Annotated in this window: 15 protein-coding genes; 7 read left to right on the forward strand and 8 right to left on the reverse strand. The window is 58.1% G+C overall.

Features of this window, described 5'->3' with window-relative positions:
• Positions 1-12: 12 nt before the first annotated feature.
• Positions 13-732 (forward strand): hypothetical protein, encoded by a 720-nt coding sequence (locus tag J2R76_RS20000; protein ID WP_253624715.1) that lies wholly within the window; start codon positions 13-15, stop codon positions 730-732.
• A 207-nt stretch (positions 733-939) separates the two neighbouring features.
• Here J2R76_RS20000 and J2R76_RS20005 read toward each other — a convergent pair whose 3' ends face one another.
• The 3 genes from J2R76_RS20005 to J2R76_RS20015 form a co-directional block, all read right to left on the reverse strand.
• A complete protein-coding gene (locus J2R76_RS20005; RefSeq protein WP_375166513.1) occupies positions 940-2,760 on the reverse strand; it encodes an NEL-type E3 ubiquitin ligase domain-containing protein in 1,821 nt (606 codons plus the stop codon).
• A 786-nt stretch (positions 2,761-3,546) separates the two neighbouring features.
• Positions 3,547-3,792: a hypothetical protein gene (locus J2R76_RS20010; protein WP_229157577.1), complete on the reverse strand. Its 246-nt coding sequence runs from the start codon at positions 3,790-3,792 to the stop codon at positions 3,547-3,549.
• A gap of 188 nt (positions 3,793-3,980) precedes the next feature.
• Positions 3,981-5,576: a hypothetical protein gene (locus J2R76_RS20015; protein ID WP_253624717.1), complete on the reverse strand. Its 1,596-nt coding sequence runs from the start codon at positions 5,574-5,576 to the stop codon at positions 3,981-3,983.
• A gap of 3,403 nt (positions 5,577-8,979) precedes the next feature.
• Between J2R76_RS20015 and J2R76_RS20020 the strand changes: the two genes are divergently transcribed.
• Complete coding sequence (locus J2R76_RS20020; protein ID WP_253624718.1) at positions 8,980-10,050, forward strand: cytochrome-c peroxidase; 1,071 nt, start codon at positions 8,980-8,982, stop codon at positions 10,048-10,050.
• Between the two features lie 816 nt (positions 10,051-10,866).
• On the opposite strand, the gene J2R76_RS20025 is transcribed toward J2R76_RS20020, so the two are convergent.
• On the reverse strand, positions 10,867-13,134 hold the full coding sequence (locus tag J2R76_RS20025; RefSeq protein WP_253624719.1) for a S9 family peptidase: 2,268 nt from the start codon (positions 13,132-13,134) through the stop codon (positions 10,867-10,869).
• A gap of 1,575 nt (positions 13,135-14,709) precedes the next feature.
• Here J2R76_RS20025 and J2R76_RS20030 point away from each other — a divergent pair.
• From J2R76_RS20030 to J2R76_RS41090, 3 genes are all read left to right on the forward strand, one after another.
• Complete coding sequence (locus J2R76_RS20030; RefSeq protein WP_253624720.1) at positions 14,710-14,973, forward strand: hypothetical protein; 264 nt, start codon at positions 14,710-14,712, stop codon at positions 14,971-14,973.
• Complete coding sequence (modC, locus tag J2R76_RS20035) at positions 14,970-16,166, forward strand: molybdenum ABC transporter ATP-binding protein (RefSeq protein WP_253624721.1); 1,197 nt, start codon at positions 14,970-14,972, stop codon at positions 16,164-16,166. Before J2R76_RS20030 ends, modC begins: the two co-directional genes overlap by 4 nt.
• Positions 16,167-16,294: 128 nt before the next feature.
• Positions 16,295-17,005 (forward strand): DUF2478 domain-containing protein, encoded by a 711-nt coding sequence (locus tag J2R76_RS41090; protein ID WP_375166514.1) that lies wholly within the window; start codon positions 16,295-16,297, stop codon positions 17,003-17,005.
• Here the strand turns inward: J2R76_RS41090 and J2R76_RS20040 are convergent.
• Positions 16,940-19,990 carry a Ulp1 family isopeptidase gene (locus tag J2R76_RS20040; RefSeq protein WP_375166515.1) on the reverse strand — a complete coding sequence of 1,017 codons (3,051 nt, stop codon included), beginning with the start codon at positions 19,988-19,990 and terminating at the stop codon, positions 16,940-16,942. The two genes, J2R76_RS41090 and J2R76_RS20040, sit on opposite strands and share 66 nt — an antisense overlap.
• Positions 19,991-20,779: 789 nt before the next feature.
• On the opposite strand from J2R76_RS20040, the gene J2R76_RS20045 reads away from it, so the two are divergent.
• Together J2R76_RS20045 and J2R76_RS20050 are read left to right on the forward strand one after the other, a co-directional pair.
• The gene (locus J2R76_RS20045) at positions 20,780-21,334 is read left to right on the forward strand and encodes a peroxiredoxin (RefSeq protein ID WP_253624722.1); all 555 of its coding nucleotides are present in this window, start codon (positions 20,780-20,782) and stop codon (positions 21,332-21,334) included.
• Positions 21,335-21,340: 6 nt separating this feature from the next.
• On the forward strand, positions 21,341-21,889 hold the full coding sequence (locus tag J2R76_RS20050) for a carboxymuconolactone decarboxylase family protein (protein ID WP_253624723.1): 549 nt from the start codon (positions 21,341-21,343) through the stop codon (positions 21,887-21,889).
• A gap of 188 nt (positions 21,890-22,077) precedes the next feature.
• Here the strand turns inward: J2R76_RS20050 and J2R76_RS20055 are convergent, their stop codons facing one another.
• The 3 genes from J2R76_RS20055 to J2R76_RS20065 are packed head-to-tail and all read right to left on the reverse strand — an operon-like array spanning position 22,078 to position 24,842.
• Entirely contained in the window at positions 22,078-22,374 is a 297-nt protein-coding gene (locus J2R76_RS20055; protein ID WP_253624724.1) for a ferredoxin family protein, read from the reverse strand.
• 39 nt (positions 22,375-22,413) lie between these two features.
• Complete coding sequence (locus J2R76_RS20060; RefSeq protein ID WP_253626050.1) at positions 22,414-23,721, reverse strand: FAD-dependent oxidoreductase; 1,308 nt, start codon at positions 23,719-23,721, stop codon at positions 22,414-22,416.
• Positions 23,722-23,732: 11 nt separating this feature from the next.
• Positions 23,733-24,842, reverse strand: coding sequence for an electron transfer flavoprotein subunit alpha/FixB family protein (locus J2R76_RS20065; RefSeq protein ID WP_253624725.1), 1,110 nt, complete (start codon positions 24,840-24,842; stop codon positions 23,733-23,735).
• Positions 24,843-24,957: the final 115 nt, after the last annotated feature.

The following is a 24,957-nucleotide window of genomic DNA, read 5'->3' on the forward strand; positions in this document are numbered from 1 at the left end:
GATCTGCTGGCTATGTTAGCGACCCCTATCTACATCATCTGCTCTCCTAGCCCGCAGGTCGGAAAAACCCTCATCGCTCGCGTCCTGAGCGAGTTCTTGCTGCTCAAAGACGGCACCGCCCTGTCGTTCGATGTCAATCTAAAAGAGCCATCACTGCTCGATTACCTGCCTAAGATCACCGAGACCGCGAATGTGACGGATACTTACGGCAAGATGCAGTTGATGGACCCGCTTATCGTCCACGACCGGGTACCCAAGGTGATCGATCTCGGCTTCCATGCCTTCGACGAATTCTTCAAGATGTGCGAGGAAATCGGCTTCATAAAGGAGACGGCGCGCCGCTATGTCGTTCCTATCATTCTCTTCATCGCAGGCGCTGACCGCATTTCCTTTCGCGGTTATGACATGCTGCGGCGGCGGATTCCGCCAGCATCGCTGGTCACAGTCCACAATGAATTTGCGCTGCGCGACGGATTACCTGAAGTCATGGATGGCGAGCGAGTGCTTCAGATTTCCGCGCTGCCGCTGTTTCTCAAGAGATATATAGACCGACTTGGCTTTTCCTTCACCGGATATCTGCGGGACGAAAAGGACTGGTCCACCGAGCTGCATCAGTGGATACGACGGAACTACACGACGTTCCGCGATCTAGAATCGAGTTTGATGCTGCGAAGATCCTATCGATCGCGTGGGACGAACATCGAGAGCCTGCGTTGCACAAAGGCAACTTGAGGCTGGGACTACTCGCCATCTATTTGTCGAGCTTATGGGCAGTCGTTTGACCGGCGATAATGAAATGCACCGCGCGAATCCCCGCCTGGATTGGGTGCAATCAAGCGTACTTTTCCTTGAGCTCATCCGCACCCAATCGCGCGACCGGCAACTGCCCTCTTGGGCTTTGCGGGCGGCGAGACGCATCGATGATGCCAGCGGAGGAGCTCATAGCTCGAAGCCGAGCCTCCCGAGCACCCGGTCCATGACCGCGCCTTTGATCTCGCGGGCGATCTCGTTGCGTATCTGGACGCCGAGCATCCGCTCGGCATCGGCGTCGCCTGTCAGCCCATCTTCCGCCAGCCGCCGATCCAAGCGGGCTTGAAACGGCTCGCTCATCGCATCGACGAGCCGTTCCTGCATCTTAGCATAGTCTTCGGGCGCGATGCGCCTTAGCACACTTTCCCATGGCTGCCATCGGGTCGCCAGGAACTGCGCAAATTCGGTCGCTTCCTGGTTCCGCACTGCCGTCTCGGCCCTGGCGACATCGTCCCGAGTAACGTGAGAGACGCTCATGAAGCGCATGTCGGGAGCGATGTGCCGCAGCTCCAGCGCATCACGCAGTTGGGTCTGGTAGGCAAGGTAGACTTCGATCTCATCGACGTCCGTGTCCGGATCGGCTCGACGAAGCGAGTTGACGGTCTCGCGCGCGATTCGGTCCAGGGCCTCCAAGCGAAACATGACGCGGCCGTGCTGGAGCAGTTCGCCAAGGCGTCCGTCATAGGCGCCGTCCTCGACATCCGCGTTCAGGCGTGCGCTCTGCATGCCGTTCCAGGTCAAAGTGACGCGATCTTCGCAGCTCGCGCTCGCTCCGGAGGCCAGTTCGAAATACTGCTCGCGCAGATTCGACCTGATGGCTGCCTGCCGCAGATCTTCGGCGACCGCGTGCCGGAACGCGTCGCTGCCATAGTTCACGGTGCCGCGGAGCCTGTCGAGAAAGCGTGCATAATCTAGGGCACCTGGCTCTTCGGCGAAGGCCTGCCAAGCGGTTATTGTTGCCGGCTCGCCCTCGAGCCAGTGCGCGACAACCTCCTGCAGCGACCGCAGCTCAACTTGCACAGCGCCTGCGGTGTTCGAGAAAAAAACCTGCGGGCCGGCATAGTCTCCGGCATGCATGGCGGTCGCCAGGCCGGCCTGCACCGCGTCGGACAGAGGATTGTTCTCCAGATCAACACTCGCGTCACGGCTTAGCTGTGTCAGCACAGTCTCGGGCACGCTGGTTAGCTGATTGTTGCTGGCGCCAAGCCATAGCAGCACGGCCGGAAACGTCTCGGGCAGACTGGTCAGCCGATTATGGCTGGCACTAAGCCATTCAAGCCCGGCCGGAAGAGGCTCGGGCAGATCGGTCAGCTGGTTATGGTCGACATTCAGGCGCGCGAGCCCGGCTGGAAGCTCGGGCAGACGAGTCAGCTGATTACCCGCGACGTCCACCTCCTGAAGCGTCGCTGGAAGGCGATCGGGCAGACTGGATAACTGATTGTTGTCGACATTCAGGCGCCGCAATCCAGGCGGCAGCTCTGCGGGCAGGCTGGACAGCCCGTTGCTAATGGCATAGAGCCGCCGCAGACCGCGCGGAAGCTCGGGCAGCCCGGTCAAGCGATTATTGTTCGCATAGAGCCGCTGCAGACTGGCCGGAAGTGTTTCTGGAAGGCTGTTCAGCTGATTGTCGTCGACATTCAGGCGGCGCAAGCTGGCCGGGATCGGGGCCGCCAAGGTGGTCAGGGACAGGGATGACAGATCTATTGGTTCGTTCAGATCGCCCGTGTCCCTCCAGGCCCTCATTCGACTTACCACCAGCTGCCGATTCTCATGCTGCCCCTGCCCGTCTTCGGCAGCCCAATCCGTCAAGACCTGGTCCGGCAAATCGGCAGACGCCAGCTCATCCGTCAAGGCTTCGTCCCATTGCGATGAGGCCGGAGACCCTGGTTCGGAGCTTTCCCAATCGGAAGCTTCGGAAGGAATCCCAGTGCCAAGCTGTTCTGTATTCACAGATGTCGTCTCTTCGGTAGCTAAAGGAAGCGAATGCACCGGGGCGTCGTATCATGAAGCCGGTAGAGCCCCGCTATGGATGCGCTTCATCGGTTGACGAGGGCACATCACGAAGCGGTCGCCACGCAGGGCTTGGTGCGATTACTCTGCGCCCGATGGCGACCGAGGACCATTCTCAACGGGCCTCGCTCGCGGATCGGGTTGATACTGGACTCCATCTCCCCTCTCCTGCCATGCCTGAGCACATCGAGCCGGCCTTGCGAGCAATTCGGGGACATTCAGCCTACGAGATATAGCTGTCGACAAGCTGACAGCCTCGAAGCGATGATCAATACGCCGCCCAACATTCCTTCGATGTCTCTCGACGCTTAGGCGCAGCGCTCCGCAAAAAGTCCGACGGGATCGAAACAGTTTCCTGCTCGGCAAAATTGGTGTCCGAGCGGCGGCACTCCGGCAGCGTGATGCTGACAGGACGGCGACGTTGCCGCTCCTGTGCCGGCGAGCTAAGCTACCCCTCCTGCGAAAGGTCGTGTTTGATCGCTGAGCCGAAAGCTAACAGATCTTTGCGCGTAACGCGCTAGCTGCTCACCGAGGCCAAGGCGCGTACCCAATCAGCCCGACCTGAACGATGAACCTACAGCTATTAATGATCGGGGCCATGATCCTCAAGCTCGACTGGCGCTTTCGCGGATTGCGGCAGGCAAGCGGTAATTCCGCTCGCGGATCCCTTTCGTATCGAACAGACACCGCGTATCGCTGCCGGGACCGCATTTCCCTACGTCGCGCTCAGTGTAGCCGGCCCTCGCCGCGACCAACGAACTCGAGCACTGACTGCGCTTGGTTGATCTCGCGCGACACGCGCTTCAATACCCGTATTGCGACCTCTTCCGTCGCGATCAATCCCGCTCTTTCGCAGGCCAGCCCGAAATGATGCATCACTTGTTCGTCGGATGGCGCGATACGATTCTGAAACAAGCTGATCGTCAATGATGAGAGCATATGCTCGACGACGTCGTTTTCAGCCTGACTCACGAATCTACGTCCTTCTGATTAGTCGCGCAATTCTGTACAATATGGGCGTCGCCGATAGAGCTATGACACCTCTCATCGTTCCGGGTTGTCGTGTCGTGACATCGCCCCGCGCGTATCGAACACCACTAGCCTGGCGCTTTCTTTGCTCGATCGCCTCATCTGGTAACATCGCTTCTCCTCTCACGGGCCTACGCGGTCTCAGACGCGAGTTGCAGCTCCCTGATGATCTCAGTCACCCTCCCTTGCCCGGCGGCGTGTTGCGGCCACTTGCTAAAGCCACTCAGCAAATTCTCCGCTTCCAGCTTGGTAAAATTAAAGAGCCTAATACCCCGCCCAAGGACCTCATTGACGATCGTGATCGTGGCCTGGCGGCCGGCACTTTCTGGCGGCGATCTGTTGAAGCCGATCAGCAGGCCCCTGAGATCCTGGGTAGTGAAATCCGAGAGCCCCGTCCTCCGATCGGCGCGGCGAAGGACCTCGCCTGCGAGCACCACGGTCACTTGACCGCATGGTAGCTCGTCCAGCCAGTTACTGAAGCCGCTCACTAGGTTCGCAAGTCCCTGCTGTGAGAACTCGCAGAGCTGATCAGCGCGGCGCAGGACCTCGCGAGCGAGTGCGACCGCAGCTCGGCGAGACGCGGCCTCTTCCGGCCACTTACTAAAACCGTTCACCAGGTTTGCCAGCCCCTGCTGAGTCAGATCGGGAAGCTGGGCAGCACGGCAAAATACCTCACCGGCGATCGCGACCGTAGCCTTACGGCAAGTCGCATCTTCGGGCCATTTGCAGAACCCGTTCACTAGGTTCGCTAATCCTTGCTGGGTATAATGGGGAAGCTGGGCGGCACGGCGCAGGAGCTCGCTTGCGATCGCGACTGTTGCCTGACGAGATGCATTCTCCTCTGGCCATTTGCTGAAGCCATTCACCAAATTCGCTAGATCCTGCTCGCTAAACTCGTGGAACCGCGTCGCACGTCCAAGCACTTCGGTTGCAACCGCGACCGTGACTTGACCGCAGGGCAGCTCTTCAGGCCACTTGCTAAAACCGTTTACAAGGATGGCCAACCCCTGCTGAGGGAAATCGGCGAGCCGGCGGGGGCGCCGCAGGATTTCTAGTGCAAGCGTGGCCGCGGCTTGGCGCGAGGCCGCCTCTTCTGGCCACTTGCTAAATCCGTTTACCAGGCTCACCAATCCTTGCTGTCTAAACTCAGAGAGCTGGTGGGGGCCGTCCGCTCGGCGGATGACCTCACCCGCGATTGCAACCGCGGCCTGTCGAAAGTCACTCCCTTCCGGCCACTTGCTGAAGCCGTTTATCAGCCCTGCCAAGCTGAGATTGTTCAATTCTTGAAGCGATCTGCTTTCCTCGCGACAAAATTTGGCTATTCGGACCGCCCCATCGCGACATTCCGCTCTCCTGGCGTGCCTGCCGAATGATGCCGCAAATATGGAAAGCGCCCTGATACCGATCTTTCTCATCAGAGCATGGTCCAGCTGCGACACGCGAGAAGCTATTCTCTCGCAAGTATCCCGCCCCACCTGACCTCCAGCCCTTCGGCTCACCGCATTGCATGTCGTGGCATAGCCCCACGATTTCTCTGCACGGATGCTTTCCTCGAAACTCGGTAGAAATCTGGATTGAAACTCAACGGCTGCTTGTTGCAGAAACACCGGCAGGTCCGCCTTGCACAGTTGCTTGTCGCGCCTGACCACTGCAGTTGAGAATTCAACAATGCCGCCAGCACGATCGATTTCGTTTAGCGCCGTCGTGAGACTAGTTTGAACGGACATAGGACCTTCCGAGCTTTCATCGCAGCGCCCTTCGGCTATATGCGACCGGTCATCGCCTCTGGCTAGATATTTATCATCTACGGTCTTGAAGCATCTGCCTGTGGGCGCCGGCCTGTTCATTCAGGGCGCCTTGCTTGCGCGACTAAATGATTGCAGTTGTGGCAAGCCACATTTTGCTGCCCGCATCATTCCGTCGGTCCAGCCATATGGCGACTCCACTTGCCAGCTGCCCGCCCAGAGTTCCCGTGGCGATGGTGCAACTGCCCTTCCTGGCTATCGCCTGCAAGCTCCAAGATGGCAATCAGCAAGCCGTCTCCCTCGATCCCGATTTGCCAATGAGCCGTCGACGCCTGCCCAATCCTGAGCTTTGTCTTGACGCATCGGCGCAAGTCTACAACCTGTCGCAACGTGAGATTCAAGCTATAAATCGGTCTCCTGGAGCGGAGGCGGATTGTATACGGCGGGTGTCGATCGCAATGATTCCCGGTGGAGTGCTTATTTAGCGAGATACCGCGTCCAGCTGACATTGCCGTCGATAGCTGAGATCCCACCCTTGGCTCATGCGCTTTGTTTGATCGATTCGCGAGCGCCGGAATCGCGGTCAGGCCCACCCGCCTTCCCCATAGGGGAAAACATCTCCGCCATACCATTTCTCATGCTGTGGATGAGGGTGCCTCACTCATAAATTTATCCATTGGGAACGACGATAGGCAATGCCCGGTGGCAGCGCGGGACTGCCCAATCATTAGAGAGGAGGCCTGTGCAATGAAGGCGCCACTCATTATACCGCTCGCACGGCCAGAGAACGACGTCGCTTCATTCCGGGTCTCGCGCTATTGTCCTACAGTTTCGCCGCGCCCACCCTGGGCAATCAACAAAGCCGCCGGACGCTTGTAAGTTTTGGTGCCATAGAGCATGGCGAGATGCGCCCTAGTTTGCCAGCTCATGCTCAAGCTACCTAATGCCGGACGTGATTTAACATCTCTCCATCTTTCGTATCTGATGGGCACGAAACTATAGAGCGCAGGAATTATGCAAGATACGCTATCAGGGCGCGGAGAACACTCGCGGATCTGCCGCGATTTCTCGTCAGACGTGCGGTGTAAGGTGATATGGATTAAGAGGGGCCTTGCACAAATCGAACCGCTCGCCACATCTGCGCAGAAACGGGTGAGCAGTCACAAGTCCTCAGACGGAATTATTCGGCATGAATGCGGAGCCACCGCTACTCATGAAGATCCGCGTGCTTAAGCTCGAATGCCAAAGTGAACTACATCTGCAATGACTTCGATCGATGATAGATTAAGTGAGATCAGGTGGCTGCGGAACGAGATCTGGCGCTGCCGGCGGTTACTTAAGACGGACCTATCTGGCGCGGAACGCGAGGGTGTTGAGAAGCGCCTGCTTGAACAGCTGTCAGCCTTTGAGCGGCTCTTGTCGACGACGTTTCCTTTGGTTTTAAACCCTAATGTGAATTCGACCACGAGCACGCCGACCCGGCCAAACGGCTCCTCTGAAGCGTCCATCGAAAACGCCGCAATGGCATCATGCAGTTCCTTCGCGAATTCGATTGGGGGTTAACCTCTGTGGTCTCTTCGGCTCGATTCGCACCCCCGAGCCCAACCTAATCCCAATGTGAGAATATCTGGAAGACCGCGATCAAATGCCCACCCCAACGCGAGCATTCCGGCGCTCTTTTGCCAGTCATAGTCGATCTAGTCACCTGCGAGAAATGCTAGGCTGCCGACAACAACGTCATAGATTGATGGACAATACGGGCTCCTGAACGATGTGCGGCCTAACGACCTCCGACGTTGAAGCAGATTCGTCCGTCGGATCATTTCCAGCCAGCCGATGGCAACTTCACGGTTGCCTTGTCCGCCGAACGGGCTGCAGCGCAGATAGCGCGCAACCGCCGCAGTAGCACATCGAACCTCAAAGCGAACCATGACCTCGTAACACGCGTGGTGGCCCTGTCGATCGCCGAACGAGGCCAATCGGTTCACGACGTTCAGTGCCGCTGGCGGATGCGTCCGGCTCAACAGGGTGACGATTCCAGCCCGATAGACTTTCGAACAGCAGGCAGATCAAAGTCCAGCGCTAATCAGCCTGGAACACGTCACCGTGCGTCAATTTCTGTAGCTTCTGCTCGGACGGATCACTCTCGATGGAGGACGATCGGAACCCTATTGAGACGTCGTTTTCGTCCTCCGCTTCTATCCGCGGCGGTTGGCATCGCGCGGCGACATTCGACGCCCAAGCTTTTGAAATTGTCCCTAAGACAAAACATGGCTGCGTCTACATCCCTACGTCCTGTGAAGCGCTCACAGAAGCGCATTACGTCTGGTCTGCACGACGTAAGGACTTCTTCAGCCCGCTGATCTCGCGCGCGAGCGTATCCTGTACACCACATGGCCGCGATCGCGATCGCAGCAAGGGCGGTTGCCGAGCGGTGCGCATTGTAAGTCCACCCCATTCGTCGTTCTTGATCCACCAAATCCCTCTTAAACCGCATATCCTTCACTATGGTTCTTTGCCCAACGAGCGTCATCTGTTTATCGGGAGCTAGGCAACCGCTCGGCAGCGGCCGTCGCGGGGCCGCCGTAATCATGAGGTCTCCCGAATCATCGCCTCGCCACGCGCAACCCGTTCACTGCGAAGACCGAGACACGACAGAGGCCGGCTGCGCTTTGCAGCGCGCGCAATGCGTTCCAGCCTCTGTGACATTCGCGATGCTAGTTCCCAATGTGGCGTTCCCTGATGCGAAGCTCTGCTTCGCAATGCCTACAACCTGACGCTACGATCGATTCAAGCATTTTGAGCGTCCAGCAAGTGTGAATACGCTCTGAGACGGGCACATCCGCATTGTGGACGAACTCGCGCCAGCTGCACGCTTCACCGGCTGCCCCGGGTATGAAACGTCGCCGGTGTTGGTCGATCATCGCTCGGCCTAGTGTTGGGTTGAAGGCGCGCTGGGACGATCGGCGATAAGTTGTCGCCGACGCTGCTCGCTTGTTCGTCGCCAACGGTCTTAGAGCCCGCAGACAAGAGTTTGGCACGATAGTTTTCCGAGAAGCACAAGACTTTGGACCGGTGGGTCAGAATGGCTTGTTCTGAATTGTGACGGCCGCGGCTCTGACCGACGGCGGATTCCGCAGGCTCAAGCTGCCCGCTGCCTATTACTAGTGTGGAATTGCTCGATGCCAGCTCAGCGGCTTCGATCTTGAGCTCCGCTGGCACGGCAGTTGCTACTCAGCGCGTGAGCTGGATTTGCGTGCAGCCTAGCCGCAACGCGGAAGATATCATTCGTCGTTGATTGCTGCGGGTCTTTCTGCGGACGGACTGAAGCGCCCGCACCGCCCTATGCTCGCGATTGCCTGATCTACGACGAAAGAGGCTTAATATGAGGAAACCAGCGACAGGCCAGCTTTACATGGTAGGCAAGCTATTTGTCGTGGCCATTGCCATTCTGGTTTCGCCGGCAGCAGGTGCCAATGATGATCTAATGAGCGCCGCCAGGCGACTCTTCAAGCCAATCCCCTCAATGGTTCCAGCGGTGAAGGACAACCCGATCACCCACGAAAAGGTTACCCTTGGCAAATCCCTGTTCTTCGATCCGAGGCTTTCGGCGAGCGAGGTCATTAGCTGCAACACGTGTCATAACGTTGGGATGGGCGGGGTAGATGCCGGTCCGACTTCGATCGGTCATCGCTGGCAGCAGGGTTCACGTCGCGCGCCAACTGTCTACAACGCGGTCTTCAACGTGGCGCAGTTCTGGGACGGGCGCGCGGCAGATCTCAAGGCGCAGGCCGCGGGCCCTATCCAGGCCGGTGTCGAAATGAATGCGACGCCCGATCGCGTGCTCAGCACGTTGAATTCCATGACGGAATATGTCGTTATGTTCAGTAAGGCGTTCCCCAACGATGCGGCGCCCGTTACCTTTGAAAATGCTGCCAAGGCCATCGAGGCTTTCGAGGCGACCTTGATCACACCCACCGCCCCCTTCGATCAGTACCTTGAGGGCGATGCATATGCTCTCAGTGACCAGCAGAAAGCCGGGCTACAGCTATTCATCGAAAAGGGATGCTCCTCTTGCCACAACGGAATCAACGTCGGTGGACAGGATTACTTCCCGTTCGGCGTGATTAAAAGGCCCGACGCAAACTTGCTTCCGAGAGACGATAAGGGACGTTTTGCCGTCACTAAGAATCCTAGCGATGAGTATGTTTTCCGCACCGCGCCATTGCGCAACGTCGCATTGCGGTCTCCCTACTTCCATTCCGGTCAGGTTTGGAGCCTCAAACAAGCGGTTGGCGTAATGAGTGAGGTTCAACTCGGCATAAAGCTGAGTGACAAAGAAACTGACGAAATTGTCGCCTTTCTACATTCGCTTACCGGTCAGTTGCCGAAGATCGATTATCCGATACTACCCACACGCACCAACGTCACCCCAAGGCCCTCTTTAGACAAATAGGCCGTCACGATCGCGAAACTCCGTGTGATTAGCGAGAATACAGCGCAGTGACTCAGGCCGCGACGAAGTCAGGATCGTGTGGTCGAGCTAAAGCTGTCAGCCAAACCTTTAGGCCGCTACTCTTTCGCAGCCGACACAAGTACTCTTTGGGCGCGGGTCGACTTCATCTCGATCCTAGGTGGCTCAGCCCCGGAAGGAACAGCTGGCACTGCAACAAAAGTCGCACTGAGACGCGCCAAGTAACGCTGCTACAAGGGACCCGCGCCTTCCGTAGCTCGCGGGCACCGCATATCATCTTACGCCGGCGATTTTTCCAACCCCGACTTCAACGATCAAGACGCCCTACCCTTGCGCAAGGAGCAAGCGCGACGTCGCAGCAATTTGCGACACCGTCCAATTATGCGAAAGGCACCACTCTCTCGAACAGGCGCAAAAGTGATGCGGCAGCCGCACGTTTTTGGGAAACATCGCTCTGTACGATCTCACTCCAGTTGAGCATGTCGGATTTGCGGGGAGCAGTTTTGCTTCCCGATTTGCGCAATGTTGCGACGGCACGGCAGCTTCGATCTCGTGTGCCGGGCGCGCGACGCTGACGGGCGGACGCAGGCGCATTCGAAGATGCGCACAAGCTTCCGGAGGCTGCAAGCTGAAATTGCCGCCTCAGCCGCGATGAGCTTCTTAAGAAGCCATTCGGTTGTGAATGGCCGTTTTGCCTGAAATGCTACAGAGCCCGAGTTTCGGGAGAGCCGTCGTGCGAAGTGTCATGGCGATAGCGAAGCGACCAAAATGATCAGGCGTCCTTACGCCATCACCGCTTTATTTTCCCTTCGGCAGCTCGCTCATTGCGGCATTCCAGTTCGGCGTTCTCTGACCGAGAATGTTGCAAACAAAGAAGTCCAGCAGCTTGAGCTCGGCATAATTGCCCGGTGTTCCGTGATTGCCGCCGGGCACATAAAGCATATCGAAGAATTTTCCCGCCTTGATCAGCCGATCTGCAAGCTGCAACGTGGAGGACGGATCGACATTTTGGTCCATTTCGCCGACGACAAGCATCAGCTTACCCTGCAACCGATGTGCGTTGTCGATCATCGAAGACTGCGAATATTCGACGCCGACCGGCCAACCCATGTACTGTTCGTTCCACCAGATTTTGTCTATGCGGTTGTCGTAGCAGCCGCTGTTGGCCACGGCTACTTTGTAGAATTCAGGATAAAACAGCAGCGCGCTCACCGCATTCTGCCCGCCGGCGGACGTGCCAAAGATGCCGACATTGGAGATATCATACCAAGAATATCTTGCGCTGACCGCCTTGTGCCACAGGATTCGGTCGGGAAAGCCGCCGTCCTTCAGATTCTTCCAAGCAACGTCATGAAACGCGCGCGAGCGGTTATTCGTACCCATGCCATCGATCTGAACAACGATAAATCCCAACTGGGTGAGCGGTTCGACGCGGGTCGAGAAAGATTTCGGAACGGAGGATCTGTGTGGTCCGGCATAGATGTCCTCGACGACCGGATATCTCCTGTTTGGATCGAAGTTGACCGGCAGGTGAATGACGCCCCATATATCGGTCTTGCCGTCCCGCCCCTTGGCAGTGAAGCTCAGTGGCGGCTTCCAACCGACGCCGATCAGGTCTCTTATATCGGCGCGCTCGACATCCGTAAGTTCGGAATTATCGCTGGCCCGGTACAACACCATGCGCGGCGGCAAGTCAATGCGTGACCACAGGTCGACATAGTAGCGTCCGCTCGGTGAGAACTCGATGTGATGATTGGCCTGCTCAGGCGTCAGCGCAGTCAGTCCCCTCCCATCGAAGTCGATGCGATAGGCGTGGACGAAATAGGGATCCTCCCCAGGGTTCATCCCGCTGGCGCCAAACCAGATCTGGCGTTTGATCGGATCGACATAATAGACCGCGCGGACCACCCAATCTCCTCTGGTGATCTGATTTTTGAGCTCACCGGTCCGGCCATTGAACAAATACAGGTGCTCATGCCCGTCGCGCTCGGACGCCCAGATGATCTCCTTGCCATCCTCAACGTCGTACCGGAAGGTCTTTCCAGTACGTGGCTGCAGACGCCCGTACTCGATAAAGGTCTCGCTGACCTCGTCAATCAAGGAGCGCACCTGCCCGGTGGCGGCGTCCACCTCGACAAGTCGATAGAGCTGATGCCCACGTTGATTGTATTCGAAGGTAAAGCCACGTCCGTCCTTCCACCACTTGATCGGCGAGAGTTTATACGGATTTGGGAAAGCGGCGCTGTCGATTGCGATCACGCGCCGGCTGACGACATCAATGAGCACCGGCTGGGACAACGCCAGGGCATCACCCGGCTTTGCGTATGTCATCGACAAAGGCCTGGGTTGAATCCGGTCAGTTGGAGACGATTCGACGTAATGAATCTTCCTTTGGTCGCCTGGACGGATCCGATAAGCAGCCAGGCGAATTGAGTCCGGAGACCATCTTAACGTCGACAAAGCATAGTAGTTTCCTTCTGATCCGTCCCAGGTCAATGGGATGTCCTGCAGGCCGTCCTTGCTGCGCAGAAATATATTGTAGTTTCTAATATAGGCGTCCCATCTCCCGTCGGGAGATGTACTTGTCTTCGACGAATGATTGACGGCAGGTAGCGTGTCGTCAGCACTCAGCCCCTGATGGACCTGCATGCTTGTGCAGACATAACTCGCAAGTTCGCAGCTCCAGCGGGTATTCTCGATTTCGAAACTGAGCCTTTGACCGCTATCGGCCAGCTCGAAGCGGGCGAAGGGCAGATCGTCGGCTTTGTAGTTCTTATGGCTCCTCTTGTTTAGCGCCGCCGCGAGGCGAATCTGATCAAAAGCTGGTCGCTTTACACCTGTGGCAGCATTCACCAGCATGAACTGGCGTTTGCCCTGGGTTGTACGTCGGTAGACGAACGACTCGCCCTCTGGCAGCCAGAACGGCACTTCGGGTACATTGACGGTGAGTTGGCCATAGCGATCGCCGATCGTCAGCGCTCGCTCATAATCGGACTGAACTAGCGGCGGACGGGCGATTTCGTCGGCCAGGGCGTGCGCGGCAGCAGATTCCGGCTGGACCAGCATCGCAAGCGCTACAAGAACTCCAGGTCGCATTTCATCCCACGAAAATGACAAGCTCGTGCCAACCGCGGCGACCTGACCAATGTCCGATCGCTGCTCGGCCGCCGGTGATATGCAGGGGCCATGCCAGCCGATGCGGGGCGTGCCGGCTCTTTCGATCTCAACGTCGTTTGAGCACCAAGATCTGTGACTGTTCAACGCACAGCTGGTCGGAGGTCGAACACAAAGTGCATATCGCACGTGGTCTAGTGGTTGATTTCAGGCCAGTATGCTGAAAGACGTGAACTCCGGCTCCAACAACTGCCGGGGCAGCATGAAGATGCCAAAGGCAACCGATTGGCTCCTACTGCCACCACATTCAAGGATGCAGCGCTCGCCTCTTCGTTCGCCATAGCTGTCGTGATTGTTGCAGCTCATCAGATAGGTGATGATCTTCGTTGTCAGATCGCGCGCCTCGGCCTCGACGGCAATTGCAACCGGACGCTAAGTGCCGCTGGTTAGACGTACATCATTTGGTCGACAGCTCTTTGACTTTCCGTGCGGTGCGATCGATGGGCAGCCAATGATCAAGCCTCTGTCGGTATCGTTGCAGACGACCCTGCCGGTCGAACCCGTCTGCACCGGGAACGCAACGTCGTAGTCTCGATACCTTGATGCGGGAGTTGATGCGCAATGGAGCAATGGTGTTGCGGTGTGCTGCTCCTAATGAGAGAATATTCCACGCAGCGGCACCGTTGATCGTTCGCAACCGAATCCACCTGGGTGCTGATGTGACCAGGAGATCGATCATAAGTTCGCGCGTGACGCCTCCCCCTCGGGTTGCTGGGACGATCGCGTGCGGCTACGAACTGGGCTGGCTCTGAATGCTCATGACCTAGCGATAACTCGCATCCGTGAGATATCCGTCCAGGCGATCACGAAAGCTTCTAGATAGCCAGTCAAGTCCCTCAGGTTGCCAATGAGCCCCCCTTCTCTCCTCCGGCAGATCGGTAAGGTCTGACAAACTGGATCACATCGCCTTGTGCATTATTGGCGAGTTTGACGGCCGCATGTTCGCCAACGCACCATCTCCAGCGTAAGTGACGATGGTACCGCGCCCAGCTTCCATCTCATCGCCCTGCATGTGCGGTTGATGACGCGAGCGTCCAAAACCTTACCATAAGATACGTCCATCTAGGACGCCGGGCAGGAGAACGATGCGAAGCCCCTTTGCCCCGCCAGCCGCGCACCATATTCCTGGGAACGGCACGCGGATTGCTCGGCAAGGATCAACGAGCTGCCGCGAAGAAAGCGGTCGCAGCGGACCCGGAGTCTAAAGTGAGACTTATCCGATTGATCTTGATCGATCTGACTTTGATGCTGCTTGCGCCCGGGAACGCTGAAGCTACGATTAGGGGTGCTGGCGCAGCCTTCACATCTGCTACCAAAACTGTGGCGTCATCGGAGCGGATTTCGGCCCCAGAGCCAATCTTGAGCTCTGGCGCGAGCCGACAGCCTTCCCGCCCAACGACACAAGCGGCGCCATTTCAGCTTGCAACGAACCCCCTCGGTCCGGCCAAGCCGGCTGAGCATTCCACGATGCTGGAATTTGGCTCTCCCTGTGTGATCGGCAAGCGCGCAGGGCAGCTTCCGATTGCCACGATCATCGATGGCTCGGAGATGCCCAACAAGCCGCTCGTCCTAACACCATCGATCTGTAACGCCGCAGCCATGCGTTATGGCCTCTTGGGGGCGGAGACACCGCGCTGGAGCGGAACAGACTGGATTCTCGGAGGCATGGTGATCGCGGCGATTCCGCTCGTGATCTTGGTAGAAAGATGCATCACAGGCGCGGGCACGTGAGAGAAGCAAAACCTGGCTATATCGAATTCGCCTTCAACGGCTCTCTCGCAAACATCCCGCTAGTGGCCCAATTCAGCGCACCAGCCAAAGGCGTCACGGCTATTTTCGGGCCGCCTGGCTGCGGCAAGACCGCGCTCGCACGCTGCATCGCCGGCGTGCAGCGTCTGCCGGGTGGATTTTGCGCAATCGATGGTGAGATTTGGCAAGATCAGACGACGTTTCGGCCGCCTCATCTGCGTCCCGTCGCTTATGTATTCCAACGACCAATTCTTTTTTCGCATTTGTCCGTCAAGCGCACCCTTCTGTTCAACGCGTCGAAATCGAAACCGACACTGATCGATTTTGATGGCGTGGTCGAATTGCTCGCCCTTACCCCGCTGCTCGAGCGTTCGCCGTCGCATCTTTCTGACGCCGAGCGACAGCGCCTTGCCCTGGGCAGCGCGCTGCTGGCACAACCTCGGCTACTTTTGCTTGACGACCCACTCATTTTGCTCGACCGCTCCGCTAAATGCGAGATATTGCCGTTTCTCGAGCGCATGCGGGAAGAGCTCCCATTACCCATGATCTATGTCAGCCATGACATGGCTGACATCGAGCGCTTTGCCGATCATCTCGTCATGATGAAAGATGGCGTTGTGACTGCGGCCGGGCCACTCAATGTCGTTCAGATCGCCCCGGCTCTTGCCGCGCGCGGCGATGCGGCAGTCTGCCTTGATACCGTGGTCGGCGGCTATGACGGGCGCTATGGGCTGATCATCCTCCGCCTCAAAGGTGCGCGCCTGTTGATCCCTGGATCGCCGCTTAGGCCGGGCGCGCAGTTGCGGCTGCGCGTCGCAGCCGGCGATGTCAGCATCGCGTGCGAGCCGCCGCGCGCCAGCTCCATCCTCAATGTCTTTCCGGCACGCATCAAAGCCTCTCTGCCGTTCGACGATGCTGAGGTCACCTTGGTCCTGGCTCTCGAAACTGGCCGTTCGGGCGTACCGCTTCTGGCCCGCATCCCGCGTCGCTCCTTTGATGCGCTACGGCTCAGCAATGGCATTGACGTATTCGCCGAGGTCGCGCGCGCCGTGCCGGTCGCAGTCCCCGAGCGGTTGCTCGCAGGGCCCTCAACATCAACAGGAGGCGTTCGACGGGTAAGCGCCGATACGAGAAACGAACAGCAATCGGAGTACGACAGTGAGCGACAATCTTGATGAGATAGATCCGAAGCATATTGCGGCTGCCTTCGACCGACCAGACGATGTAGATATGCTACAGGGCGACTCAGCCCAGGATCTCGCGCGGCGAGTCTGTACGCGTCGGCGGCATCATCCGGCGACACTTGACGGGCGCACACGGTACCCGGCCTGGTCGCAGGGGACATTGCGTCAGGGCGAGAAATCTCGATTTCCGAGCAAGTCGGCAGCGCAGCTTTGTCTATAAGCTCGATACAAATGGACTCGCGAAGGCCGCAGCTATCGCTTTCCGCGCGCTTCGCGACCTGGTCGATCTCCTCGCGATGAGCACATTTTGCCGGCAGCAAGCAACCGGCCGCCTGCGCGCCGAATTCGTCGACCCAGTCGCCCGTGACGTACCACTTCTGACAGCCGTTCTAGTTAGATGTCTTGCCGCTTGGCGAACTTTCACAGGTGATGTTGGCACGTTGCTATTTTGCGATCGCCAAATCGTTCAGCGATGGTGGCGCGATATCTCCACGCGCCTGGCGCGCAGCTGGGCTTTCATTCCCAGCTGCGACTATTTAGGCACTATGATACCGGAGCGCTTGATGACGACAGTACGACCACCGGACACGCCGCTCCGAAATCGCCCGTCGGACTCCTTCGCCGCCTCTGAAAACAGCCTTAGCTCCGGGCTCCGCTCCTCGTTACGAGACACCATGATGCTTTGCGAAGGCTCCGATCGTGCACGTTCAGCCGGCGAGAAGTCGCAGTTCAATCAACTTGGCGCTATTCAGTCGAGGCGGATTTCAGCCCCTCAGCCGGTTTTGCAGTGCCTGCCGATCAATGACGAGATTGGTGAGACTGAGGTCTGACTGCCGTCTTCCCGCGAGCCGCCTGACCAGCGCCCGCGTACCGTCGACCACAAAGACACCGCAGTCGTAGCCGTTCCTCTGCTGGCGCATGGAGGCGCCTTGCAGATCGGCTTCCATCCGCGCTGCGAGCATTGCTGCAGGTCTGTCATTGTATCCCTGAGCTGAGTCGTAGTGGTAGGCAACCGGCCCGTCGCGATCGCGGCGGTCCACCAGCAGCAACGACCAATGGGAACCGCGGCGATCGAGGTCCGTGGCGCTGGCATCATTGACCGGCAAGAACAGGAAGTCGGCTGTATCGTTGCCATCCCGATCGTCGACAATGAGATGGAATGCGACTAGCGCGTCGGCATCGGTCCCCTGGCCCACCCGAAAGGCCATGAGAGGATCGACGAACCGAGTCCTGGCGGCGAGGTTTGGATTGCTCGCCCACAACTCCTGCGCCAGGAGTTCGTAGTCCCGCTGGATATGCTCGTCGCCCAGCCATTCCCTCGCTCCGAGAACCCGTCCGCTGCGGTCGCCGGCAGAGGCACCCGCAGCCGAACCAGCGACCCGGGTCTTAGGAACCGAGGATGGGCCAGCATGATGGATCAGCTGAGCGTCGCGGCGTCCTCGCGGACCCAACGTGATGGAGTAGGTCTCCCCGTTGATGGAGACCGGCTGGGGAGCCATTCGCGAAGTCGGCAACAGCATTTTATTGTCCAGTACATCGAGCAGGAAATCCGGCACCGGCTGTGAGCCATGCTGCCAATCCTCGCCAACGAGATATCCGATGTCCTCGAGCTCTTGAGGCATACCCGATGGCCCGATGAAGAACGGAGGTCTCTGCACCGACCCTGACTGGGCATCGTCACGCATGTCCTGCGGTGTGGACGGCAGGTCAACCAAAGAACCGAGACCCCGATAGATGTCTGAGGACCGAGCTGGCTCGCCCATCGGCGTTGGAAAGTCGAAATAGGACGGCAGTTGCGGGGACCAAGTCGAGCTCGCCCCAGCCTGCTCATGCAAGCCGGCCTGGCCAAACGGGCCTAACACCGGCGGCCACTCACTTTCGGACGGCGGCGTCGGCAAATCTCGTATCCAGGTCGAGGTGGAGGTTGAGTCCGAGCCTGCTCTTTGCTGAGGAAAGGGTACACCCAGCGCTCTGTTTGCCTCGACGACTTGCACATACTGCCTGAGCTTCTTGAGCGTCACGCCAGATTTCCCGTTGGCTTCGGCGTAAGCCCGGTAGTCTGCATCCAGCGAGCGTTGCTGCTCATTATTGCCGTTGATTCGGCTCGCGATGCTCGCCTTGCCCTCTGTGCGGAGCCAATCACTGAACTTGCGTTGCGCCGAAGCAGTACTTTGAATGGCTTTTCTCCTATTCTGGGAACTCGGGTCGAGCTTGCTCAGCTCTTCGTTGGCAAGGCCCGCGATGAGGCTGGCGTCGTCGTCGTAAGGACGAAATCCTTGTTGGGGCTCGAGACCTAGGTATTCTCTAAAGGGATCGAGTGGGGCCGTCCGCTTTGTCGCTTTACAGAATGCCGCATAATCTGCGTTCAATGACGATTTCTGCGCAGCATTGCCGTCGATTCGATCCATGATGCTTGGCCTGCCCTCCCTCTGAAGCCAATCACTAAAGGAGCGTAGCCGGGAAACCATCGTCGAAACGGCGGCTTTCTCTTTCTTGGTCGCGTCAGATCCAAGCTTGGACAGAGCGTCGGTCAAAAAGTCATCGATGGTGGAGATATCCTCCGGATGAGCCGACAATGTTTCGCGTCCCATCAGCCGAGCCCCGGCACCGACAGCTTGGAGCCCGTCAGCCCCGATCCTGCGCAGATGAGATAACGCCGCGCTGAGGCGGTCACGATCATCACCGCCAGCTTCGACGTACTCGTCGATGTCGTCGGCGAGCGACCTTGGTTCATTGAACGCCCGAAGAGCCAATGGCCCCTTATTCTGTGCTCGGAGCCAACGAGCAAACGTATTGAGCGCCTGCACATTGGACTTGATCGTAGCAGCCGGGACCTTTCCAGTCCCGCGGCCTCTGGTACCATCGGGAGTAATTCTGTAGTCTTTGACGTTTTCCACGAACTGGTGGATCATCCGCTCGTCCTGGGGATGCATCGGTTGCTCTCGCGTATTCACAAAGGCCGGGGCCGGAATGGGATTTCCAGCCTGGAAATTCCGGAGTGTTTCCAATGCTCCACCCACATAGTTCCTGCTGTTGGCGCTGGCCACCTTCATAAATTCATCTTTATAGGCGGCTAGCCGATCAGCGTTGCCAAGCAGGTCCTTTAGCGTGATGCCTTTGGGTCGGAGGAACTCGCTGAACATTCGAAGAACCGTCACGTAGTTCTCGATGGTCTTGGTCTTACGGTTCGCGCTACCCAATGCCGTCTTGAATTCTTCAATCAGCTCCAGGTCCGCTTCGGACGGGCGACTGCGCTTTGCAAAGTCGATGCGAAGCTCCGAGTAGAGTTCATCAGACGGTGGGCCGCCGGCCTCCTTCTCACGACGGCTTGCTCCAAAGAATTTGGTTAAGCCTGATTTGACCTTAGAGAACAGTCCTCGGGACTTTTTATCGTTCCTCCGGGCCATCGATTGTGCTTCCGAGGGCGCTGCGTAGCGCATGCTGCTAAATGGCCTGTCCCGCAAGTCAGACCGGTAATCGTTTGCAGACGAACCCAGATGAGCGTGCGGAGCGTCGACGCTGTAACGCGTGCTGCTGAACGAACTGTCTTGCAGGTTGGACCTTGTGGGCATCCGCATCGAACCACCAATGTCCGCGCGCTGCAGATTTCCATGCGAGCGTGCGGCCGGAGCGTCGGGCGAACCAGCCTCAGGCGAACTCTCCTCAGGGGAACGGAGTTGCAGCCCACCCAACTGCTGCTCGAAGCCAGCTTGATCCGAAGGACCGGCCTCTGCCTCTTGTTGCGCGCGCTGCAGCTCCTGCTGCTCAGCGTACCAGCGCATCCAATAGTTCGGATCGTTATAGACCGGTTCCACACCATTCTCCTTTGATGAGATGACTCTTCACAGCTGCACCAGCTCGCGCTTCGGTGCGATCAATCACAGAGCCTCCGGCCTAAGAAGCCGGATGCCAAGATCGTCAAATTCAACAAAAGCGACTGTCATCGCGCCCCGCTACGAGCGCGCATTACTCAGATCTGCCCAACCCTGGCTGCTGCAGAGGGCGTTCCGGCCCCCAGGGCACCCCTCAAAACAATTCAAGAGAAACGACGGCCGGATACTGCCATTCGAAAGGCAGCGGCGTTCGGCCCTCCTCCCGGCCAAGGTCGCATGCGGCACCTCGGGACAGAATCCGGGCCGCCCCATTGCCGCTGGACCTTCGGGATCTGTTCAGATTCTGCTTCGTCTCGACTCTTCAGTTTATGTCCTCACATTAGCTACAACCGGCCGGGCCATGCCTGCACATCAACATGCTCCAGCGCACCACCAAAGAACCTGACATATCGAAGCCTTTCCTCGTGGTCATGACGCCTCAGAACGATAGCCGCATGTGCGTTGACACTCTACAACCTGACGCTACGTGGATTTCAAGCCTTCATTGCCACCGCAGCGAGCCTGGGTGGGTTCATTCCTGTTTCAGATGCGGCAAATCCTCGTAGCTTGGTGATCACCTGCCGTTTCGAGCGGCCTTGATGCGCGAGGCGAACTCTGCAGCCAAGTCGCTGCGCGGCGCAACTAGGACAATCGGCTCTTGAGAACTGATGGCATATCGTTTGCTTCACCAGCGTGGTCACCATGTCCGGAAAACAAACGTGTGAGGACCGTATGCTTGGAATTGGAAGTCAATTGCCGCCGTTCGAGATCACAGGCGTGAAGCCTGGCTTTCAGGCGCAGGAGGAAGATGGGCAGAGTGCATTCGAGACGTTGACCGAAGCCAGCTTCCCAGAAAAATGGAAGATCATCTTCTTCTATCCCAAGGACTTTACCTTCGTCTGCCCGACCGAAATCGCCGAGTTTGCCCGGCTTTCCAAGGAATTCGTCGACCGCGATGCAGTGGTACTGGGCGGCTCGACTGACAACGAGTTCTGCAAGCTTGCGTGGCGACGCTCTCATTCCGACTTGCACAATTTACCAATCTGGCAGTTTGCCGACACAAAGGGGACCCTGGTCGATGGCCTTGGTGTGCGTTCCCCCGAAGGGGTCGCGTATCGCTACACCTATATTGTTGACCCCGCCAACACGATCCAGCACGTCTATGCGACCAATCTCAACGTCGGGCGCAGCCCCAAGGACACACTGCGCGTGCTGGACGCCCTCCAAACCGACGAGCTCTGTCCCTGCAACCGCGAAATCGGCGGCGAAGTCCTGAAGGTCGCTTGAGGCAGCATGTCGTCGATTGAACAGTTGAACGAAAAGATCCCCGATTTCGCCAAGGACGTCAGACTCAATCTGACGTCCTTGATGGCCGATGAGACACTCTCGCCGCAGCGGCAATACGGGCTGTTGCTGGCGAGCGCGATTGCGACCCGCAATGCAGACGTCATTGCCGCAATGGAATCCGCCGCGGTCGCTGTGATGACGCCCGTGGCGATCGCGGCAGCGAAATCTGCGGCCGCTGTGATGGCGATGAACAATGTCTACTACCGCTTCGTTCACCTCGCCTCTAATCCGGAATACAAGACAATGCCGCCACGGCTGCGCATGAACGTGATTGGCAGTCCGGGTGTTGACAAGTCTGATTTCGAGCTATGGTCACTTGCTGTCTCCGCCATAAACGGATGCGGTGCTTGTATCGATGCCCACGAGAAGACACTGCGAGCTGCGGGCCTCAGCTCCGAAGTGATCCTCACTGCCGTGCGCTCTGCTGCTATCGTCCAGTCAGTGGCGATTGCTATCGAAGCCGTTCGGCCGAGCCCATCCCAGGCAACGGGCTGACTCCTCTTCTGCCATCCGATCGACAGGGTGTGGCGCCGTTCCGTATCGCCACACCGGTCCTGTTACCTTAATACGTGTCTAGCTCAAATTGCGCGCACCGTGCCAGAGGCGGAACGCGCGAAAGATGCTAATATCACGACGCTTAGGGGCGGTTCGTACCACGGCTTCGTTCCATCCTCACCTTACCCTCAGCCAAACTTGAACAGCACCCCATATCCGCCGCGCGGGTAACTCCACTGGACATCGCCGGTGGGCTCGGCGATCACCCGACAGGTACCGCACTCGATACAGCCGTCAACAGTCACCTCGACCCGCCCCTCATCGTTCAGCTCATAGCATCGCGCGGGGCACGCTTTCAAAAGCGCGACTAGCTGCGGCGATGGGGACGTGTGTGCGCGAACCTTTACGTGAGGACGACCAATGTCGACAAGGTAGCGGTTGTAATATAGCTTGTCTTCTACGCGCACCGAGGCTTCGGCATCCATGCTCTGTCCTTCCATACTTGGAACTCACACTGTTGATAATTAGCGCCAGGCTCGCGCAAAACGACATGCATCGCCGAACAGCCCCATCCATGAGCGCGCCTTGACAAAGGATTTCAAGGTCGCCTTCTCCTTCTCAACCTTGGGCGTACCATCGACCCGCACAAAGTTTTGCATTGCCTTAGAGATGAGCTGCGGATAGGTGAGAAAGAAGTTTTGTGAGTGAGTATGCATCAGGGGCGGCAAATCCTTGTACTTCTTGAGGTCCTTAATGACGAAGGACTCATCCAACATCTTCTTGTAGAGCGACAGATTTGTCGCTGTCATCGGCTCGCCGCGCGATTTCACCAGGCCGATCGCTTCGGCCGCTATGCGACCTGAGGTCATCGCGAGATTGGACCCCTCTCGATGAACGGCATTGTTGAGTTGCGCCGCATCGCCAACGACTACCCAGCCTTCCCCGTAGAGCTGCGGGATCGATTTGTAGCCTCCTTCAGGGATGAGATGCGCCGAATATTCCTTGACTTCGGAACCTGCTAGCAGAGGCAACACAGAGGGATGCCTTTTGAATTGATCGAGCAAGCCGTAGGGCGTCTGGCCGGTGCGCTGGAAATCGGCGACGAGACAACCGATGCCCAGCGAAATACACTCTTTGTTGGCATAGATGAAACCCATTCCGGTCATACCGCGGGAAATGGTGCCCGCCGCTTCGATCACGACGCCTTCTTCGCCCTTAAGATTGAAACGCGCTTCGATAGTCTCGCGAGGCAAAAAGTGCATTTCCTTGACGGCGAGCGCAACGTTATCGGGTGTCGGCCGCGCGCGCAGGCCCGCGCGCGTCCCAAGCAGACCATTGACCCCTTCAGCGAGCACGACGACATCGGCATGTATTTCGCCGTCGCGGCGATCTGTACGAACGCCAACAATCCTTTCACGCTCGTCCCGTACGAGCTCCGTCACGGTCGTCTCGCAGAGCACGGTCGCGCCGGCTTCGCGCACCTTTGACGAGAACCATTTGTCAAACTGCGCGCGTATGATCGTGTAACGGTTCGGCCGCTCCTCGTTGAAGTCGTCCGAGCGGTAATGCATCCCGACATGCGAGCGGTCGTCCATCATCCAGAACCGTTGCTCAACCAGATGACGTTCGAGCGGCGCCTCTTCGCGAAACTCGGGGATTAGCTTTTCCATCATGTCCGCGTAGAGGATTGCGCCCTGCACATTTTTCGATCCAGGATATTCGCCGCGCTCGAGCTGCAGCACCTTCATGCCTTGCCTGGCCATGGACAGCGCCGCCGCGTTACCAGCCATACCGGCTCCTACCACGATGGCATCGAACCTCTCTTCGATCATCATCATCTCCTCTAGACCGCGATCCGGGCGCGCGAATTCGGCAAGAGCCGAGCGCGAAATGCCGCCGTCAGCGCCGGCAGCAATTGCATGGCATCACTGACGATCGCAACATGGGCGAAGTCGAAGATCGGAGCACGTTTGTCAGTATTGATGGCGACGATCAGATCCGCCCCCTCGACACCCACCCGGTGCTGGATCGCGCCGGAAATACCGGCCGCAATATAGAGCTTTGGCCGGATCGTCTTGCCGGTCTGACCGATCTGCCGATCAGACGTAACCCACCCCTTCTGCACCAGAGGACGCGAGCAGCCATATTCAGCGCCAAGAAGAGTTGCGAGCTCGCGCACCAGCCGGAAGTTCTCAGGCGATCCCAGTCCCAAGCCACCTGCAACCACGACGTCGGCATAGGCCAGATTTGATGTCTCGGAATCACGATCTGGGAGGAACGACAGAACTTTCGTGACAATATCGTCTTCGACAAGGCCGAGCGGATGGACGATGATACGGGCCGCATCACGTTCGACGCGCTCAGGCATCGGCATGACCCGCGGGCGCACTGTTGCCATCTGCGGACGATAGTTCAAGGTATAGATCGTGCAGAGCAACGAGCCGCCAAAGGTTGGACGCGTCGCCGCAAGAGAACCATCGGCGTCGACATCGAGCGCGGTGCAGTCGGCAGTGAGTCCCGTTGACAAAGTCGTCGCCACGGAACCCGCGAGATCGCGCCCCAGCGTGGTCGCGCCCAACAGCAGGATCTCGGGCTTGTAGGTATTGACGAGTTCGGTGAGCGCCTTGGTATAGGATTCATTGCGGTAATCGGCCAAAACGTTGTCGCTCACGAGATAGGTCAGATTGGCCCCATAGCAAAAGGATTCAAGTGCGGCGTTACGGGTGGACTGCCCCTCCGGGCCGACAACGACCGCGGCGAGATTCACCTTCAGCTTGTCGGCAAGCCTGCGCCCCGCTCCCATGAGCTCCCAGGAAACCGGATGCACCTGGCCGCGCTCCAGCTCGACGAAAACCCAGACATGCTTGTAGGCCTTAAAGTGCTCCGGCAGTTCCTTCTTGGCTGCTGCCCGGCCGGCCGCCGCAGGCACAGCCGTTTTGGTGACATTGCTCATGCTTTAAAGTCCCCTCAAGAATACGCGCGCCCGCGCCACAGGTTTGTATCTAGATTCAGTTGACTGAGGATCAGTTCTGATCAGCAAGTGGCCGGCTGCTCGGTTGCCCGGCCCG

Origin of the sequence: Bradyrhizobium sp. USDA 4532, assembly GCF_024171315.1 — a bacterium.
GTDB lineage: Bacteria > Pseudomonadota > Alphaproteobacteria > Rhizobiales > Xanthobacteraceae > Bradyrhizobium > Bradyrhizobium australafricanum.